General features: G+C 61.7%; 11 protein-coding genes. 4 read left to right on the top strand and 7 right to left on the bottom strand.

All coding sequences use genetic code 11. The features are described from left to right. Positions 1–82: 82 nt before the first annotated feature. The 3 genes from L0U82_RS33020 (at position 83) to L0U82_RS33030 (ending at position 5277) form a co-directional block, all read left to right on the top strand. A complete protein-coding gene (locus L0U82_RS33020; protein ID WP_233837719.1) occupies positions 83–2161 on the top strand; it encodes a hydantoinase/oxoprolinase family protein in 2079 nt (692 codons plus the stop codon). Further along, complete coding sequence (locus tag L0U82_RS33025) at positions 2124–3878, top strand: hydantoinase B/oxoprolinase family protein (RefSeq protein WP_233837721.1); 1755 nt, start codon at positions 2124–2126, stop codon at positions 3876–3878. Before L0U82_RS33020 ends, L0U82_RS33025 begins: the two co-directional genes overlap by 38 nt. A 67-nt stretch (positions 3879–3945) precedes the next feature. Continuing rightward, on the top strand, positions 3946–5277 hold the full coding sequence (locus L0U82_RS33030; RefSeq protein WP_233837723.1) for an MFS transporter: 1332 nt from the start codon (positions 3946–3948) through the stop codon (positions 5275–5277). 656 nt (positions 5278–5933) lie between these two features. On the opposite strand, the gene L0U82_RS33035 is transcribed toward L0U82_RS33030, so the two are convergent. From L0U82_RS33035 to L0U82_RS33055, 5 genes are all read right to left on the bottom strand, one after another. Next, a complete protein-coding gene (locus tag L0U82_RS33035) occupies positions 5934–7271 on the bottom strand; it encodes an amidase (RefSeq protein WP_233837725.1) in 1338 nt (445 codons plus the stop codon). 40 nt (positions 7272–7311) lie between these two features. Next, entirely contained in the window at positions 7312–8151 is an 840-nt protein-coding gene (locus tag L0U82_RS33040; RefSeq protein WP_233839288.1) for an amidohydrolase family protein, read from the bottom strand. A 55-nt stretch (positions 8152–8206) separates the two neighbouring features. Next, a complete protein-coding gene (locus L0U82_RS33045) occupies positions 8207–9520 on the bottom strand; it encodes an MFS transporter (RefSeq protein WP_233837727.1) in 1314 nt (437 codons plus the stop codon). Positions 9521–9619: 99 nt separating this feature from the next. Further along, positions 9620–10309 (bottom strand): GntR family transcriptional regulator, encoded by a 690-nt coding sequence (locus L0U82_RS33050; RefSeq protein ID WP_233837729.1) that lies wholly within the window; start codon positions 10307–10309, stop codon positions 9620–9622. Beyond that, on the bottom strand, positions 10309–11505 hold the full coding sequence (locus L0U82_RS33055) for a CaiB/BaiF CoA transferase family protein (protein WP_233837731.1): 1197 nt from the start codon (positions 11503–11505) through the stop codon (positions 10309–10311). Before L0U82_RS33055 ends, L0U82_RS33050 begins: the two co-directional genes overlap by 1 nt. Before the next feature lie 221 nt (positions 11506–11726). On the opposite strand from L0U82_RS33055, the gene L0U82_RS33060 reads away from it, so the two are divergent. Continuing rightward, positions 11727–12590 (top strand): HpcH/HpaI aldolase/citrate lyase family protein, encoded by an 864-nt coding sequence (locus L0U82_RS33060; protein ID WP_233839289.1) that lies wholly within the window; start codon positions 11727–11729, stop codon positions 12588–12590. Between the two features lie 742 nt (positions 12591–13332). Here L0U82_RS33060 and L0U82_RS33065 read toward each other — a convergent pair. Both L0U82_RS33065 and potE read right to left on the bottom strand, forming a co-directional pair. Further along, the gene (locus tag L0U82_RS33065; protein WP_233837733.1) at positions 13333–15066 is read right to left on the bottom strand and encodes a SulP family inorganic anion transporter; all 1734 of its coding nucleotides are present in this window, start codon (positions 15064–15066) and stop codon (positions 13333–13335) included. Between the two features lie 11 nt (positions 15067–15077). Next, positions 15078–17321, bottom strand: coding sequence for a putrescine-ornithine antiporter (potE, locus tag L0U82_RS33070; protein ID WP_233837735.1), 2244 nt, complete (start codon positions 17319–17321; stop codon positions 15078–15080). Positions 17322–17687 lie beyond the last annotated feature (366 nt).

Here is a 17687-nt window from a genome sequence, read left to right on the forward strand (position 1 = left end):
TGAAGCGCACTCGGCGTGTGGAAAATTTCTGCGCGCATATCTGGATCCGCGCCCTGCAAGTTCACCTCACCGGAGATGTCGCATGACCTGGGCGCTCGGCATCGATAGCGGCGGTACGTTTACAGACGTGATGGCGATGGAAGTCGAATCCGGCCGCGTGCATACGCTCAAGGTTCCTTCGACGCCTGAAGATCCATCTCGGGCCCTTCTGGATGGTGTTGATGCATTTTTGAAGGCAGTACCGGATGCGCGCGCACGCGACATCTCTTTCTTCGCTCACGGCACGACCGTGGCAACCAACGCGGTAATCGAGCGCAAAGGTGTCTCGACGGGCCTGCTGATCACACGCGGCACAAGCGCTGTTTATATTGCGCGCAAGTCACACCAGCCTGCATCGAGGCAAATGCTCAACCCGCATTTTGAAAAGACGCCGCCTCTCGTCGCGCCGCGCTTCATGCGGGAGATTCCGGAGCGCCTGCTGTTCGACGGAACAGTTGAGCAACCGCTTGACGAAGCCGCCGTGCGTGATGCCGTCGCTGATCTGGTGCGGCTCTACGATGTAAAGGCAATTGCTGTCTGCTATCTGTTCTCGTTTATGAATGCCGCGCACGAGCGACGCACGCGCGATATCATCCGCGAGCACTTTCCGCAGATACGCGTTTCGCTTTCGTCTGACATTGTTCCGCTGATTCGTGAGTATCGCCGCCTTTCCACGACCGTCCTCGATGCGTATGTCGGACCGACGCTCCAGCGCTATCTGCATCGCCTGCAGACAGGTCTGATGGAGCGCGAAGTGACGACGAGGCAGGTGTTCATCATGCAGTCGAACGGCGGCCTGATGAGTATCGACGTGGCGAGCAATAACCCGGTGCAAACGTTACTTTCCGGCCCCGCCGCGGGCGTCATTTCCGGCGCCTATCTGTCGAAACTCACAGGCTTGCCGAATGTCGTGACGTTCGATGTAGGCGGCACCAGTACCGATATCGCAACCATCGTCGACGGAAAAATCGCCGAGACTATCGAAGGACATGTTGCAGGCCACGACGCATCGGTGCCGATGAGCGAGATCAGCACGATCGGTGCCGGCGGCGGTACGATCGCGCGCGTCGGTGTCGACGGTCGTCTGAAAGTAGGCCCTGATAGCGCTGGGGCGCGCCCAGGTGCTGCGTGCTACGGGCGCGGCGGCGAAGAGCCGACCGTGACCGATGCCGATGTTGTGCTGGGTTATGTTGATCCGGATTACTTCCTCGGCGGTAAATATAAACTTCAAGCCGAGCTTGCGTATCGGGCGATCGAGAACAAGATTGCCGCTCCGCTTGGTCTGAGCGTAGAGGCAGCTGCCGCCGGCATTATCACGGTTATCAATAGCCTGATGGAAGGCGAGTTGCGTCTATCGATGATTTCGCGCGGTTTCGATCCGCGATCTTTCGCACTGGTAGCACTCGGCGGAGCAGGTCCCGTGCGCGCGTGCATGGTTGCGAAAGACCTTGGGATTCAGCATGTGATCGTACCGCCTTATCCGGGCCTTGGCTCCGCGATGGGATTGCTGATGACGGATGTCAAACATAACTATCTTCAGTCGCGGCTCGGCCTGCTGCTTGAATTTTCCAACGAAGAAATCGGCCGGATTTTCGGCGCGCTCATCGAACGGGCGCGCACGGAATCCGAGGCTGAAGGATCCGATTTCGCAACGGTTGAAATTCAGCCCTATCTCGATCTTCGCTACGTGGGTCAGGGATACGAACTGTCGATACCGTGCCCGCTCGGCACACTGGATCGCGCCGCGCGCGACGTGCTCGGCGCCCAATTTCATAACCTGCACAACGAGGTCTACGGCCATAGCGCGCAGGACAACGCGCTCGAAGTCGTGAACTTCCGGATCGTAACCACCGCCAAGCTGCGCAAGTTCTCCCTCGCATCGCATCCGGCCTCACCCGAGCGCCCGCTCTCCGATGCACTGAAGAATAAGCGCCGCGCGTACTTCTCCGATGCTGGCGGCTGGATCGACACGCCCATCTATCACCGCGCACGGCTTCGGGAAGGCCATCAGATAGATGGCCCCGCGATTGTCGAACAGGAAGATTCGACTGTCGTGATCGCCAGCAAGCAGACGGCGCGGCCCGATGCGTACGGCAACCTTATTGTCTCGCTGCGCGCCTGACAGGGAGATCCACAACATGGCAATCGATCCGATTCTGCTCGAAGTAATTGCAAACCGTCTCGACGAGATTCAGCAGATCATGAAACACCGGCTGTTCCATACCGGCTATTCAACGATTCTGCGTGAATCGTTCGACGGCAGCGCCGGTCTCGTTACCGCTGATGGCCGGCTAATCGGTGCGTCCGGAGTGACGACGCATACCGGTCCCTATACAAAGATGGTGCAGGCAATCATCGCGAAATTCGGTGAGAACATCTACCCCGGCGATGCCTTTATTTCGAATGATCCGTACCGCAGCGGATCCGCACACGCGCCTGATGTCGGCGTCGTTGCGCCAGTCTTTATCGACGATGAACTGGTCGCCTTCTGCACGAGTCTTGGGCACAAGCCGGACATCGGCGGCATCGCGCCATCGTCGTCCAGTTCGGCTTCGCGTTCGATCTATCACGAAGGCTTGCTTCTGCCGCCAGTCAAGCTCGTGGAACGAGGTGTCTGGAATCAGGGCGTACTCAGCATCATCGAAAATAATTCTCGAACGCCTGAACTGTTGATAGGCGATATCGGCGGCCAGGTGGGCTGCACGCGTATTGGTTGCGAACTGGTCGAACAGTTGTGCATGCAATATGGCGTTGCAAACGTTCGGCAAGCCATCGACATGCTGCTGCTCGCGTCGGAGAAGCGCTTACGGCATGCACTCGCGGCGCTTCCGGACGGAACTGCCGAGGCGGAAAACTGGCTGGATAGCGATGGGGCGATTGATCAACCCGTTCGTATTCACGTGAAGGTCACCAAGCACGGCGACTCGCTCACGCTGGATTTTAGCGACAGCGACAAGCAAACGGTCGGCCCGGCCAATGCGGTCGTGCAGGCAGTGCGCGCGGCCGCGGGCGGCGCGGTTATTGCGTTTGTCGATCACGCGGTTACCTACAACGATGGCGTTTATAAGGTAGTCGAAATGATCTGTCCGCCGGGCACGGTCGTTAATCCTGTGTCACCCGCACCGGTCAATTCGTATATGCCGGGTTCGCACCTGGTCTTCAATGCTGTGATGTCCGCGCTGGGGAAACTCTATCCGCAGATGGCCGTCGCGGAATCCGGTCTCGGCCTCGGCGCGATTGCACTCTCCTACGAGAACGCACAGACCGGCAAGACGGCGGTTCAGTACGAGATTCTGCAGACCGGTCTCGGCGGAACGACCCAGGTCGATGGCGCGTCGATTATCCATCCGATCATGATTCATGAAACGGTGCAGCCGATCGAGATCATCGAAAGCGAATTTCCCGTGATCATCCGTGCTTTCGATATCCGGACGGATTCGGCGGGCGCAGGTGCACAACGTGGCGGCATTGGATATGTAAAGGAATACGAGGTCCGCCAGTCGGCTCATTTCATGTCGCGGCTCTCGCAACGGAAATTCGGTGCGAACGGTGCCGCGGGTGGCAGCGAGCCACTTCGCTCCCGAGCGATCTATAACCCGGGCCGCGCTGATGAACGCGCCTTGCGCGCACTCGATCTGGTCGAAATGCAACCCGGTGACGTGTTGCGCGTTGAACAGAGTGGCGGCGCGGGTCTGGGAGATCCGACACTGCGGGATCGGCGGAAAGTGCTCGACGATGTCGCCGATGGTTACGTGTCAGTAGAAGCGGCGGAACGTGATTACGGCTGTATTGTGCGACGCGACAGTGATGGGCGCTGGCGCATCGAAGCGGGTGCATAAAGCCCACATAAGCCGGATCAATCCGATCTGACTTCGTCAAGAATAAATGTATAACGGAGACAACCTGATGGACGTAACCTCGCTAGACGCCGGATCAGCACTATTAACTCCGGTGCGCACGTCGCGCGTGCGCAGAATGCAGATCATCGCGCTGGTTGTGATGCTGATGGGTGGCTCGATCGCCTTCATCGACCGTACCGCGCTTTCGGTCGCGACTCCCTTCATTCGCAAGGACTTCGGCCTGTCGATGACGGAGATGGGCGTCCTGATGTCCGCACTCAGTTGGTCTTACGGCCTCGTGCAAATTCCGTTCGGCATTGTGATCGACCGTTTGCGTCCGCGTATCATGCTCAGCGCGTCGCTCGTATTCTGGTCCATCGTGCAGATGTGCTTCGGCTTTGCAGGGACCTTCTGGCAGTTTATGGTGGCGCGCATCTTCCTGGGTGTTGGCGAGGGCCCGCAGTTCCCTGCCAGTGTCGTGACGGTGCGCGATTGGTTCAACGTACGCGAACGAGGTTTTGCTACCGGCGTGTTCAACGGTTCGAGTACATTTGGTCCGGCCATCGCAATGCCAATCCTTTCGTACCTGATGCTGATTCTTAGCTGGCGCTCGATGTTCGTGACTCTCGGCTTCTTCGGTGTCGTGGTCGGCATCCTGTTTTATGTGTTTTATCGCAACCCTCAGCAGATGAATCTCACGGTCGACGAGAAGGCCTACCTCGCAATCGGAGAAGAACCGCAGAGGATGGGTAACCGCTTCTCGCGCAAAGAATGGTCGCAGCTCTTCAGATTCAGTTCTACGTGGGGAACCTGTGTCGGCTGGTTCGGCGTACTTTACGGCGTGTGGCTTTACCTGGGATGGCTTCCGGTGTACCTCGAGCACGAACGTCATATGAGCATCATGAATTCGGGCTGGGTTGCCTCGATTCCGATGCTGTCTGCCACTATCGGTTCATTGTGTGCCGGCCGCGTAATGGACATGCTTGTGCGTCACGGGGTGTCGCCGCTGAATAGCCGCCGTTACCCACTTGCGGCTTGTCTGCTTGGCTCGGCGCTGCTGACTATCGTCGTCGCCGAAACGCCGAGCGACTTCATCGCCGTGGCCTGCGTGTCGCTGTCGATGTTTCTTTTGCTCGCAGGCTCGGCATGTGTCTACAGCACGCCCTCTGTCGCGGTTCCGCAGCGCTACACCGCAGCACTTACTGGCATTCAGAATCTCGCACAACTCGTAGGTTCGTCGCTGCCGCAGTTCCTGACCGGGTACATCGTCACTGAAACCGGCTCATTTCGCGTTGCGCTGTTCGTGACCGCCGGTATAACTGCTGTTTCCGCTGTGATTTATTTCTCACTCGTTCGCAGACCGATCAGTGAAAAAGCACTCCAAGCTCGCGTTGCCTGACACCATCAAACCAGTATCGGATTGCCCAGTACTGGTTCACTTCTCAACTGCTTCCTTTCTGCTTCCCAGAGCATACGCACATCTCCGGATCACGTCGGAATCATCGCTCGACACAGGGTCGTCACAGCACGGTGTGCAGACCTGACTTGCGTCGAGCAGCAACGCCGCCATCTCGGGCGTCATCGCATTGAGCTTTTCCGGCCGGTTCAATTCGATCCGGCCCACATGGTCTCGACCGTCAAAATTAACGAGGCAAGTAGGAGCTGGACCAGTTGAAAGTCGTACAGGCCGTATGCGAGCGGCGTTTGGAGCCCGCTCAGGCGGCGGATCGGCTCGCGTTGAGCGTCCGTCAGGTTGAACGTCCGGTGCTGCTCTACGATGCCGCTGGTCAGAGTCGGTCGTATCGCGCCACGCCCTCGTGAACAGCTCTTTCGAAAAACGATTGGCGGAGCCGTCAATGAGTCCGGCCTCTTCCTCATGGGACACCCGCTTACCGCGCCATCTTCACCCGGTCTGCAAGAAAAGAAAGGGCGTGCGCGGCCGTAACTAACTGCGTCCTTGGTGTATAGAGACGGCGAGCATGGGATACCGCCCCTTAGCGTATCGCCCGAATCGGGTGCCTGCTTACGCCTGTTTTCGCCCACTATTCTGCCGGCTCATTCTGCGTTCATGACAGCCTTCCCCGTACCTGTTCCTTCGATATCGATGATCGGCGCAAGCCGCGCGGCGACGCGCAACAGCTTCGCATCCTCATGTTCGGCAGCGATCAGCTGAATGCCGACCGGCAAACCGTTTGGCCCCGTCGTGCACGGCACGGCCAGGCAAGGCACGTGCAGCAGCGACCACATCGCGTTGAACACCGCTTCGCCGGTGCTTGCGTGGCCGTGCGGCGCCTCCCCTCGCGCGGCCGGCGTGACCAGCACATCGTAATCGCCGAACACGCGGTCCAGCTCCGCGCGGCAGCGTTCGGCGACGCGATACGCATCGCGCAGAACCTCGGGTTTATCGAGCCGGTCCGGCGACAATCGTTCCAGCATCGCGGGATGCATGCTGTCGCGGCGGCTTTCGAGCAGGTCGAGAAACGCGGCGGCGCCCTCGGTTTCGATCACGGTCAGATGCGCGGCCGACATGTCGTTGAACGCCGCGGGCAGCGTCACATCGGCGATCGTCACACCGGCATCACGCAGGCGTTGAGCGGCCGCTTCGAGCGCACGCTCGCCGGCGGGTTCGATCGACGGCCATTGCGGCGAGCGGCAGATGCCGACGCGCAGTCCGCGCAACGGCGCGTCATCCTCGGGAGCGGCATCGGGCGGCAGCAGACGGAAGACTTGCGCGACGAGTGCGAGATCGGCGACACCCCGGCCATACCAGCCGATCGTATCCAGACTGACCGCAAGCAGCTTCACGCCCTCGGCGCTGACGCGGCCCCACGTCGGCTTCAACGCATACACGCCGTTGAACGACGCCGGCCGGATCAGCGAGCCGCCCGTCTGCGTGCCGAACGCAAACGGTACTTGCAGATCGGCCACCGCAGCGGCGGAACCCGCCGACGATCCGCCTGGCGTATGCGCCGCATTGAGCGGATGCGTGGTGGCCGCGACGCGCCCGAACGCGGCGAATTCGACCGTATCGGTCTTGCCAAGCAGCACCGCGCCGGCATGGCGGGCGCGCGCGACGCAGGCAGCGTCATGCACGGGCTGGTTGCGCTGGAAAGCCGGCGAATTGTGCGTGGTCGGCAGATCGGCAGTATCGATCATGTCCTTCACGCCGAACGGCAGGCCCGACAACAGCCCCCGCGCGCCGTCGCGGCGACGCTTGTCCTGCTCGCGAGCGGCCTGCACCGCCCGCTCGCGATCGATCGCGAGCCACGCCTTGACCACCGGATCACGTGCGTCGACCCGGTCGAGGCACGATCGCATCAACGCTTCACCGGTCAAGCATCCTTCACGAATCTGTCGCGCAGCTTCAGCCGCGGAAAGCTGGTGCGGTTCCATCGATACTCCTTGTCCCTGTTCAACCGGTTGGGCTCACGCGTCACGCAAAGCCGTAGAGCGCCGCGGGATGGTCGACGAGAATGCGCGCGCGCATCGCCCGGTCGGGTACCCAGCGGTCGAGTAGCGAGCGCAACGCGACCGTATCCGCGTTGCCGTGCTCGGTGACATGCGGCCAATCGCTGCCCCACACGAGCCGCTCGGGCGCCTCGCGTACGAAGGCCTCGGCGACCCGCGTCGCGTCGTCGTACGGCGCGCCGGTCAGCGTATTCAGATAGGCGCCGGACAGCTTGAGCCAGCAGCGCTCGCGCGCAAGCAGATCGGCAACGACGCGAAATGCCGGATGCGCGGCGCCCTGCTGCGGCGCGAGCCGCGCGAGATGATCGAACACGATCATGCAGGGCAGGCGGTTCAGCACGTCGCGATACTCGACGATCTGATCGCCGGACATATGCAGTTGCGCATGCCAGCCCAACTCGGCGATGCGCGCCGCGAGCGGCTCGATCATATCGACCGTCATCACCGTATCGCGCGCGTTCCAGACGCTAAAGCGCAGCCCGCGCACGCCAGCGGCGTCGAGTTCGCGCAACACGGTAAACGGCGTGTCCGGCGCTACCACGGCGATGCCACGCGCCTCGCCGCCGAACTGCGCGATCGCATCGACGAGGCAGGCGTTATCCGTGCCGTAACGCTTGGCCTGGACGATCACCGCACGCGTCGTGCCGATCTTGCGCTGCACGCGGCGATAGTCGTCGACGGTCATGCCGGTCATCGGTGCACCGTTGCCGGGCTGTTCGGGAAAGCGCGGATCGTAGATGTGCAGGTGGCAATCGCATGCGCCTTCGATACGCTCGTTCACGGTTTCAGATACCTGAAGATTCATCGTCACGTTGTCTCTGGTTGATGCGCCCACTGTGGCGAACGTCCGGTTGGTCGCCTCAGCTCAGTTGCCGCCCGCGCGTTTCCGGCGAGATCAGCACCACGCCCCACGCGAGCAGGAACGCGACCAGCGTGGTCAGCATGCCCATGCGGAAGCCGCTCGCCGAGGTGGCCAACGCGCCGATCAGATACGGCGCGATCATGCCGCCGATGCGGCCGCCGTTGTAGGCAACGCCCATCGCGAAGCCGCGCGCGCTGGTCTTTGGCACCAGTTCGGCGGCGAACGGCCCCATGCCCGCGAACAGGCCGGTAATGCCCATGCCCGTGAAGAAGCTCGCGATCATCACAGTCGTTTCGCCGTTGCCGTTCACGAACGCGAACACCGCGATTGCACCGATCAGCAGATAGATCGAGAAGGTTGGCTTGCGGCCGATGCGATCGACGAGCAGCGCGAACACCGCGAAGCCGAAGATCGACCCGAGCTGCTGCGCGAACGTGAAGCTCAAGCTGTGCACGAAGTTGAAGTGCTTGACGGTCAGCAGGAACGTCGGCGTCCACGTGAAAACAGCCCAGTACACGTACTGCACGAAGAAAATGAACCCGAACGCCTTCGCGAGTCCGCCGAAGTTGCCACGGCGGAACAGATCGCCGATCTGTCCGCGCTCGCCGCCGGATTGCACGCGCGATTGCCACACCGGCGATTCGGGTGTGCGGCGCGCGAGCGGATACAACAGCACGATCGGCAATACACCGAGGCCATACACCCAGCGCCAGCCGCCATGATCGAGGCCGCCCGACAGGTTCGAAATCAGCGCCACCACGCCGATCGCGAGGAGCGAGCCGAGTGGCAGGCCGAACTGCATCATCGCCCCGCCCTTGCCGCGATGCTCGGGCTTCCATGTCTCCGCGACGAGCGCGGCACCCGCGGTCCACGCGCCGCCCATGCCGAGGCCCGCCAGCGTGCGCAGCACCGCCAGTGAAGCCGGGCCTTGCACGAACGCGGTGAGCCCAGTGAAGATCGAATAGACGAGAATGGTCAGTATCAGCGTGCGCACGCGGCCGATGCGGTCCGCCACCCAACCGAACCCGATACCGCCGACGATCAATCCTGCCGCGGCGATACTGCCGATCGCACCGGCCTGCGCGCGCGTCAATGCGAAGTACGCGATGAAGGCGGGCACGGTCAACGAGAACACGAAGATCTCATAGACCTCGAACAGCCAGCCGAGCCCCGCGAGTGCGAGCACGCGCCACGCGCCGCTCGTGACCTGCCGGTACCACGGTCCCGCCGGGGTGTGGTCCACCTGACTCGCCGGTCTGGTATCCGTTTCCGACGGGTGCGGAGTCTGGCCTGCCTGTGCGTGATGCTGCATGTTGTCGTCTCCTGTGGTGCTTTTTTCAATCCGGGTCTTCGTCGTACCCATCCTGCTCATGCGGCGCGTTGTATTTGTTGTCGCCGTCCTCGACTGGAATCAGCCTGCTCTCGCTTCGGTATCCTCGTAGGTTGCCGCCATGTAGGTCTCGACGATACTCGGCAGATTCAGTAATACGTGCTCGCGCTTGAGCGCCGCCGCCAGAGCAAAATCACGCGCCTTCAACGCCTGCATGATCTTCCTCGTGTATTGCAGCGAGCGGCTCTTGTCGAGCCTGCGCGACAGCAGGTTGAAGCGCAGCGGCTCAGCGGTTTCATAGAGCCGGTTCAGCGCGTCCTGCAGTGGCTTGTTGCCGAGAAACCGCGAGCTGGCGTCATAGAAATTGCGGATCTCCTGCACGTACTGCCCGACATTGCGGGCTTCGAACGCCGACGCCATGCGCTGATGACACTCGTTCATTTCTTTCAGCAGCGGCTTCAGATCGTCGATGTCGCCAAGACGCAGCATCGCGTAGCTTTGCAGCTCGGCGCGCAGCAGGTACATGTCGCGGATTTCACGCTCGCTGTACAACGTCACGCGAAAGCCGCGCCGCTGTATATGGGTGACCAGACCGCTTTGCTCCAGCAGACGCAAGGCCTCACGGATCGGTCCACGGCTGCTGCCATAGCGACGCTCCAGATCCTGCTCGCGCAGCGGTTGGCCGGGGCGGAACGTGCCGTCGATGATCGAGCGGCGAATCTGTTCCTTCAGGAAATACGGGATGGTGCCCGGAATCGATGCCTGCTCCATCACTCCGCATCCTTGTCGACGACGATGCCGACCGATGCAAGCACCTCTTCGGTATGCTCGCCAAGCCTCGGTGCGGCACGTTGCGCGGCTAGCGGCACGGCGCCAAACCGGAACGGTCGCGCAAGTCCGCGATACGGGCCGGCGTTGTCATGCCGGTAGGTTTCCACGAGTCCTTGAGCGAGCACCTGCGGATGATCGAACATGTCCTCGATATCTCGCGCGGCCGAACACGGCACCTGTTCGCCGAAAATCTGCTCCCATTCCTTCGCGGAATGCGCGCGTAACGCGTCGCGCAAGACCGGTACGATTTCGTCCGCGTGTTCGGCGCGCTTCCTGACGGTGTCGAAACGCGGATCGGCGGCGAGTTGCGGACGGCCGATCAGTTCGCACAGCGCAGCCCAGAAATGCGGCGTGTTGGCCGAAAGATAGATGCTGCCCTCGCCAGTTGGATGCAAACCGGTGATGCCGCCCGACCGCATGTCGCGAAAGCGCTCGCGCGGCTCGCTGTCTGCCCATACGAAGCGCGCGGACTGCATCGCGAGCGCGCTGGCGAGCAGCGACACGCCGACATACTGCCCATGCCCGGTGCGTTCGCGCGCATACAGCGCCGAAGCGACGCTCGCGGCAAGCATCGATGCCGCGTAATAGTCGACCACCGATCCGTACACGATCTCCGCGTCGCCCGGCGCCCCTTGCAGCGAGCAGATGCCGGACATCGATTGCAGCACCTGGTCGTAACCGGCCTTGTCGCGCATCGGCCCGGTATCCCCGTAACCGGTGAGCGCACAGTAGATCAGACGCGGATTGCGCTCGCGCAGTGAGTCATAGGCGATGCCGAGCTTGGCCGGCACGGCCGGGCGAAAGTTATGCACCAGCACGTCCGCCTGATCCACCAGCTTCATCAGCGCGTCGTGCCCCGCTTGCGTTTTCAGGTCGAGCACGATGCCGAGCTTGCCACGATTCACGCCGAGAAAGGCGCGGCTTTCCTGCGGCAGCGTGGATGGGTAATTGCGAAGGTTGTCGCCTTGCGGCGGCTCGACCTTGATGACCTCCGCACCCTGATCGGCAAGGAGCGTGCACCCATATGGACCCGCGATATAGGCGCTCAAATCCAGCACCTTGATGCCGGCGAGCGGTCCGGCGGAGTGATCGGCGATGGCCGGCGTAGCGGCGGATTCGTGCGATGAAGACGTCATGTCGAACTAGGTAAATGGCAACTGCGAGGCAATGGCGATGCAACTGCGCGGTAAATACGAAGCAGCCCAGGGTCAGCCGGCGATGACTCTGCGGCGGCTGCCGGGCCACGGAAACAGCACCCGTGGTTGTATGAAACACAGCCTCAATGTAGAGTACAGAAAATAAATTGTCTACAATTTTTGAGAAGCCAATCATGTCATCGAATGCCGGCAATCTACTGATGCGCAGCAAGCTGTTCGTCCCCGCGTCACGCCCCGAACTGTTCGCAAAGGCCATGCAAGGCGCTGCCGACGCGATTTCATTCGATCTCGAAGATGCCGTCGAGGAAAGCCGCAAGGCCAGCGCGCGCGGCACGTTGCGCCAGTATCTGTCGACGCCCGAGGCCAGCGCTGCAGGCAAGACGCTGATCGTGCGCATCAACGCGATCGACACGCCCCACTTTGCCGACGACGTAACCGCGTGCGCGCAAGACGGCCTTCACATGCTGAATCTGCCGAAGGTCGAAGATCCCGACGCCGTACGCCAATTGGCGGCGATGCTCGATGCGCTCGAACGCGAGCGCGGCATTGCGGCGCCGATCGGCATTCTCGCCAACATCGAGTCGCCGCGGGGGTTGCGTCACGCGGCGCAGATCGCACTCGCGCATCCACGTGTGAGAGGTTTGCAGCTTGGCTTCGGCGACCTGTTCGGGCCGCTTGGCATCTCGCAGCGCGAAACCTCCGCATTACAGGCGGTCCGCTTGCAGGTGCGGCTCGCGGCGGGCGAAGCCGGCATCGAAGCCTACGACGGCGCTTTCGTCGATATTGCAGACCCCGAAGGATTCACGGTGGACGCGAAATCCGCGTTCGCGCTCGGCTTCGCCGGCAAGAGCTGCATCCATCCAACCCAGGTCGCACTCGCCAATGACGCGTTCCGCCCCAGCCAGGAAGAAGTGGATCACGCGTTGCGCGTCGTCGCCGCGGCAAAAGAGGCCCTCAACGAAGGCGTCGGCGCGTTCAAGGTGGACGGCAAGCTCGTCGACGGACCATTCATCACCCGAGCGGAAAAACTCGCGGAGTTGGGGCGCGCGCTCGGCATGGCGTGATGAGCATCGCCACGGCAAGCATCTGAAACTACGCAAAATCTGCCGACGAATACACGGTATTGCCATGACCTCGGCGATCCGGGCGCGGAGGTCTGTATTCGCAACGCAGACGGATTCAGATCGAACTACACGCGCACGCCGCCCGGCTCATCAATCATCATATGGCGGCTCGGGACGCGAGAGCGCTCGACGTCACATGATAGAGCCCGGCAGTTGCCAGGTACGTCAGCGCGAATACCAGTTTCATCCGCCGCGCAGCTAAAGCATCGGTTTTCGCCAAAGAAAAGCAAGTTGTTGATCCTGCGAGAATGGCATGCTTCGTGGACGACTTTGCGCTCACTATCTAAAGCGTTGCACCAGAGCCCCGGCTGTCTTCCCGGATCACAAAACCCGCCCGCTTCCCGTCGGCGCATCACGGCAAGTACCGCCAGCCGTTCATCCAGTATCTACGACGCACGGATACCGGGCGCGACATCCGTGCGCACAAAGATGATGGCGACACACCGCTGAACGCCCCGCCTGTTCAAACGTGGGCGCGCGGCCAATCCCATCTTGAGTTGTGTGGAGCGTCTTTGGAGCATCGTGTCCAATTCGGAACGCTCCGGCGCCAGCCGCATCGCCAGCGCGGCAGGTGCTTCGTGCGTCTCATCCGATACGACGACCGCGTCGGCGCCACTATCCAACGTCTTTGCGAAACACTCGAAGCTCCGACTACGATCACGCTTGCCAAAGCCCTGGAGTTTCAGGTCCTGGACGGCTCATTGCTCAACGGCTCACCTTGCTTGCACTGCAAATCGAACCACGCAGCAACTGCCTGTTCGAGATTGAGAAACATACGCTCGTGTCCAAGCGCCTTGCCGAGCGGCGCCCTGTCGACGACGGCGAACACTTCCGGGCTCAGACCGACCAGCCAGAGAGTAACCCCATGTTCCCGGGATTTTTTCTCCGCCTCGGTCAACATCTTGAGCGCCGTGTACTCCAGGTCGAATACCGCCCGCATGTCCAGAGCGACGACTCGCGGATGCGCCTGCTCGATCAGCGGTGTGATCTTGTGACCGATATTCGCGGCATTGGCAAAAAAGATCCGCCCTTCCGGCCGAAGAAGCAGCAACCCGGGGAATTCCTCATCGTCGGGATATTTGTCGGAGACCGGCCGGAATACGGATGTGCCACGCTTGCGGCGGAGTACATGCACGGGTGGATCGGACACCTGGTAGGCGAGTGCCACGACGGACACGAGAATGGCAATCAGAATGCCCTTCAACGTACCGACCAGCACGACGCCCGCGAGCGCCACCAGCGCCCACACGAACTCGGTGCGTCTGACGGCGAGTATCGCGCGGAACTCCGCCGGCTTGAGCAGGCCGATCGAATAGACGATGACCACGGCGGCGAGCGTTGCATGCGGCATGAGTCCGATCAGCGGTGCGAGCAGCAGCATCGTGCCGAGGGTCACCGCGGCCGTCACGCACTCCGCCAGTTGAGAACGCGCACCCACCAGACGATTCACCGCCGTCTGCGTGGTTCCGCCTCCCGCCGGCATGGACCCGAACAGCGCGCCAACCGCGTTACCCAATCCTGTCGCTAGCAATTCGCGATTCGGCTCCGGCATGGGCTCCTCGCTTCGAACGAATGCTCGCCCCGACGCAATCGTTTCGGTGAAGCTCATCAGCGCGATGCCCATCGCCGCCGGCCAGAGCGCCTCGATAAGACCGAGGTTGGGCATGACGATCGATGGCAGCCCCGTCGGAATGTGGCCGACGGTTTCGACACCATACTGCTGCAACCCGACGAGACCGACGCTAGCGATCCCGCAAGCCACAGCGATCAGCGGGGCCGGTGATTTCGGGTAGAAATGTTCGAGTGCGACAAGGATCGCAATCGTCGCCAGACCGACGATAACCGTCGCAGCCGATGCGTGAGGCAACCCCGTGACGAGCGCATACACGTTGTGGGCGAACGAGCCTTTTACGACGTGAAGCCCGATCAGTTTGGGCAACTGGTCGAGCACGATAACGATGGCAATACCGCCCTTGAAACCCGTCAGCACCGGATCGGAAATGAAGTTTGCGACGAATCCGAGCCTGAATATCGCGGCGAGCACGAGGATGAAACCAACCAGCAACGTGAGCGTAGCCGTCGCGATCGCAAGTTGTGCCGCTCCACCGCCGGGAGCGACCTGCCCGAGCGCCGATGCGGTCAGGATGGCCAGCGTTGCACTGGTGCTGACGCTAAGCGGTTTTGACGTGCCGAACAGTGCGTATATCAGCATCGGCACAAAAGCCGTGTAGAGGCCCACCTGGACCGGCAACCCGGCAACGGTGGCGTAAGCCATCGACTTCGGCAGCACGACGGCCGCCGCCGTCACACCGGCGATGACATCCGGCTTGATCCACGACTTCTGATAGTCGCGAACCCATTCGAGAATCGGCAGGCGAAAATGCGAATCGTGCCGCGGCGGAGATGGGTTGAGCATGATCGAGAGCCTCACTCTGGAAGTGCAGTCATGCGGAAGAAATCCCGCGTCGCGCCATCGGGCTCGCCGAACCACCTCGAATAGATCGACGCGAACTCAGGCGAAACGAACAATCGGCTCAACGTGCGATCGACGGCGAGGCGCAGATCGTCTTCCCCGCGCAACATGCCAATGGCGACGGGCAGATAGGTAAAGCGGCGGTCCAGCACCGTCAGATCGCCGGACGCCGGACTGTTGCTCGCCAATGCGAGCAACAGCGATCGCTCGGCGAAGAAAACGTTCGACTGGCGCTCGACGACCTTGCGCACGCCCGACTGAACATCCGGGACCGGAACGACGGACGCCGTGATCTGAAACCGCTCCATCTTCGCGCCGAGCCAGCGTTGCGCGGGCGAACCGTCGACGACGGAGACCGTCTGACGGGACAGTAATTGCGCAGGCGAGGCGCGCCACGCGGGATGTGATGGCGGGGTGCCCGTCAACACCTCTTTCAGTCCGGCAGGCGCATCCGATCGCACCACCGCGCCGATACCACCCGGATACACGGGTATCGAGAACGACATGCTCCGGCGGCTGGCGAGCGTATCGCCGTCACCGCACAACAGATCGATCCGGCGTTCCTGCACCGCGCGCGCCTGATCGCCGGCTGTGATGCCGATCCAGTTCACCTTCAGCGCCGCCAGTCCCAGTTGCTTGCCGATCTCGTCGGCGACTTTCTGGCACAACGCGGCCACATAACCCGTGACCTGGCCGCTCTGATCTTTATAGGCAAAGGGCTGCGCGCCGTCGAGATAGCCGAGGTCGATAGTGCCGGACTGTTTGATCCGCGCCAGCACGCTTGCCGATACGGGCTCCTCGGCCCGAGACCGCGACGGAAACAACGACGCCAGCGCCACCACGGCAATCGCGAGAGCCGCCGCCCTCGCCGCGCGGGCGCGCCCGGTGGACGTCACCGTGGCGACGCGGAACGCCATGAAGCCGTAGATCACGTAGCCGATCGCCATGACCAGCATCCCACCTAATACCGCGTCCTTGCCGGACGCGTAGATGGCATACACGGAATAAGCCAGTGCGATCACCGCGACGATCGTGTTGCGCCGATATTTCGTCGGTTGCGTGCCCGCATTGCGCATCATGGCGAAGAGTGCCGACAGCGAGATGATGTACGGCAGCACATTCGTGACGACCGCGAGATTGACCAGCGCCGCGAACTGTTCGCTCAGGTTCGGCGAGATCGTCGACAGCGCCATTAGCGACTGCACGCATCCCATGATGATCATGCCGGCGATCGGCGCGCCCATGCCGTTTGCCTTGCCGAAAATCGACGGGAACATGTTGCTGTCGGCGGCATCTCTCGCGGTTTGCGCAAGCGTGAATTGCCACCCCAGCAGCGAGCCCACGCATGCCATTGCGGCAAGCGCCATGACGATCGATCCGATCGCCGGGCTGAACATGTGGGCGAAAGCGAGTCCGAATGGTCCCGTCGAGCGGGCCAGATCCGCATTGGGCACGATCCCCTGAATCACCGCCGTCGACAGCACGTAGATGATGGCCGCGCCCAGGGTACCGAGCATGCACGCCAACGGAACGTCGCGCTTCGGATTTTCCACCGCGGACGAGTTCTGTACCGCCGACTCCATTCCGAGAAACGCCCACAACGTCAGCGCGATGCTGGATCCCATTCCTTCGAGGATACCCATCCCGCGCGGATTCCATGCAGCTGCGAAGGTGTCTGCATGAAACCAGAACCAGCCGGCGACGGACATGAATCCAACGGGAAGAATGACGCCCCATACGGTGACGGAGCCGATGCGGCCGGTGATCTTCGGCCCACCGAAATTCGCGACCGTGGTCAACCACAGCAGACCGATCACGCCGATGCAGGTCGCGACCGGAGACGATGTCAGCACCGGGAAAAACGCGGCGAGATAGCCGAGTGCCGAACTTGCCACGGCCACGTTTGCGATGGCGATCGACAGAAAGTACAGAAAGAAGACCTGAAAGTAGCCATCCTTACCATAAGCATCCTCGGCGTAGGCGGCCATGCCGCCGGTACGCTGGTTCAGCAGCCCCGCTTCGGCAAAGCCGTAGGCGATGGCGAGCGACCCGATCGCGGTGACGACCCACGACAGCAACGAGATCGCGCCTACTTTGGCCATGTTTGCAGGCAGCATGATGATGCCCGATCCCATCATGTTGACGGTGACGATGAACGTCAGCTGCACGACGTTCATCTTTTTGGGTTGCTCCGCCATGGCGCTTCTCCACCCGATTTCAACGGTGTTGCCTACACGCGTGACCGCCGCTCGTTTCGATCTTCACGAAGGCTCTACCGCGCATCGCTGCACATCGCCGCCCATTGCCGCGTCGGCGTCCAGCGCAATTTCATTCAAGTATCCGTTGCGCCGCGGCCGCTTGATTTGCGTCAACCGTCATTGAATCCCCCTGCGCAATTCGCGTTGATCGAATTCAGGTGCCACTCGATCGTCTGCTGAAAAGGCGCGCATTCTCCCTGCAAATCACGATACGCATGCGACCAGTTACGGGGTTGATTCAGGTCAATACTTCGACGGCGTGATAGCCGACGATAAGCGCGCGTTTCCAACCCGGTAACAACCCGG

It is taken from the genome of Paraburkholderia sp. ZP32-5 (assembly GCF_021390495.1).
Classification (GTDB): domain Bacteria; phylum Pseudomonadota; class Gammaproteobacteria; order Burkholderiales; family Burkholderiaceae; genus Paraburkholderia.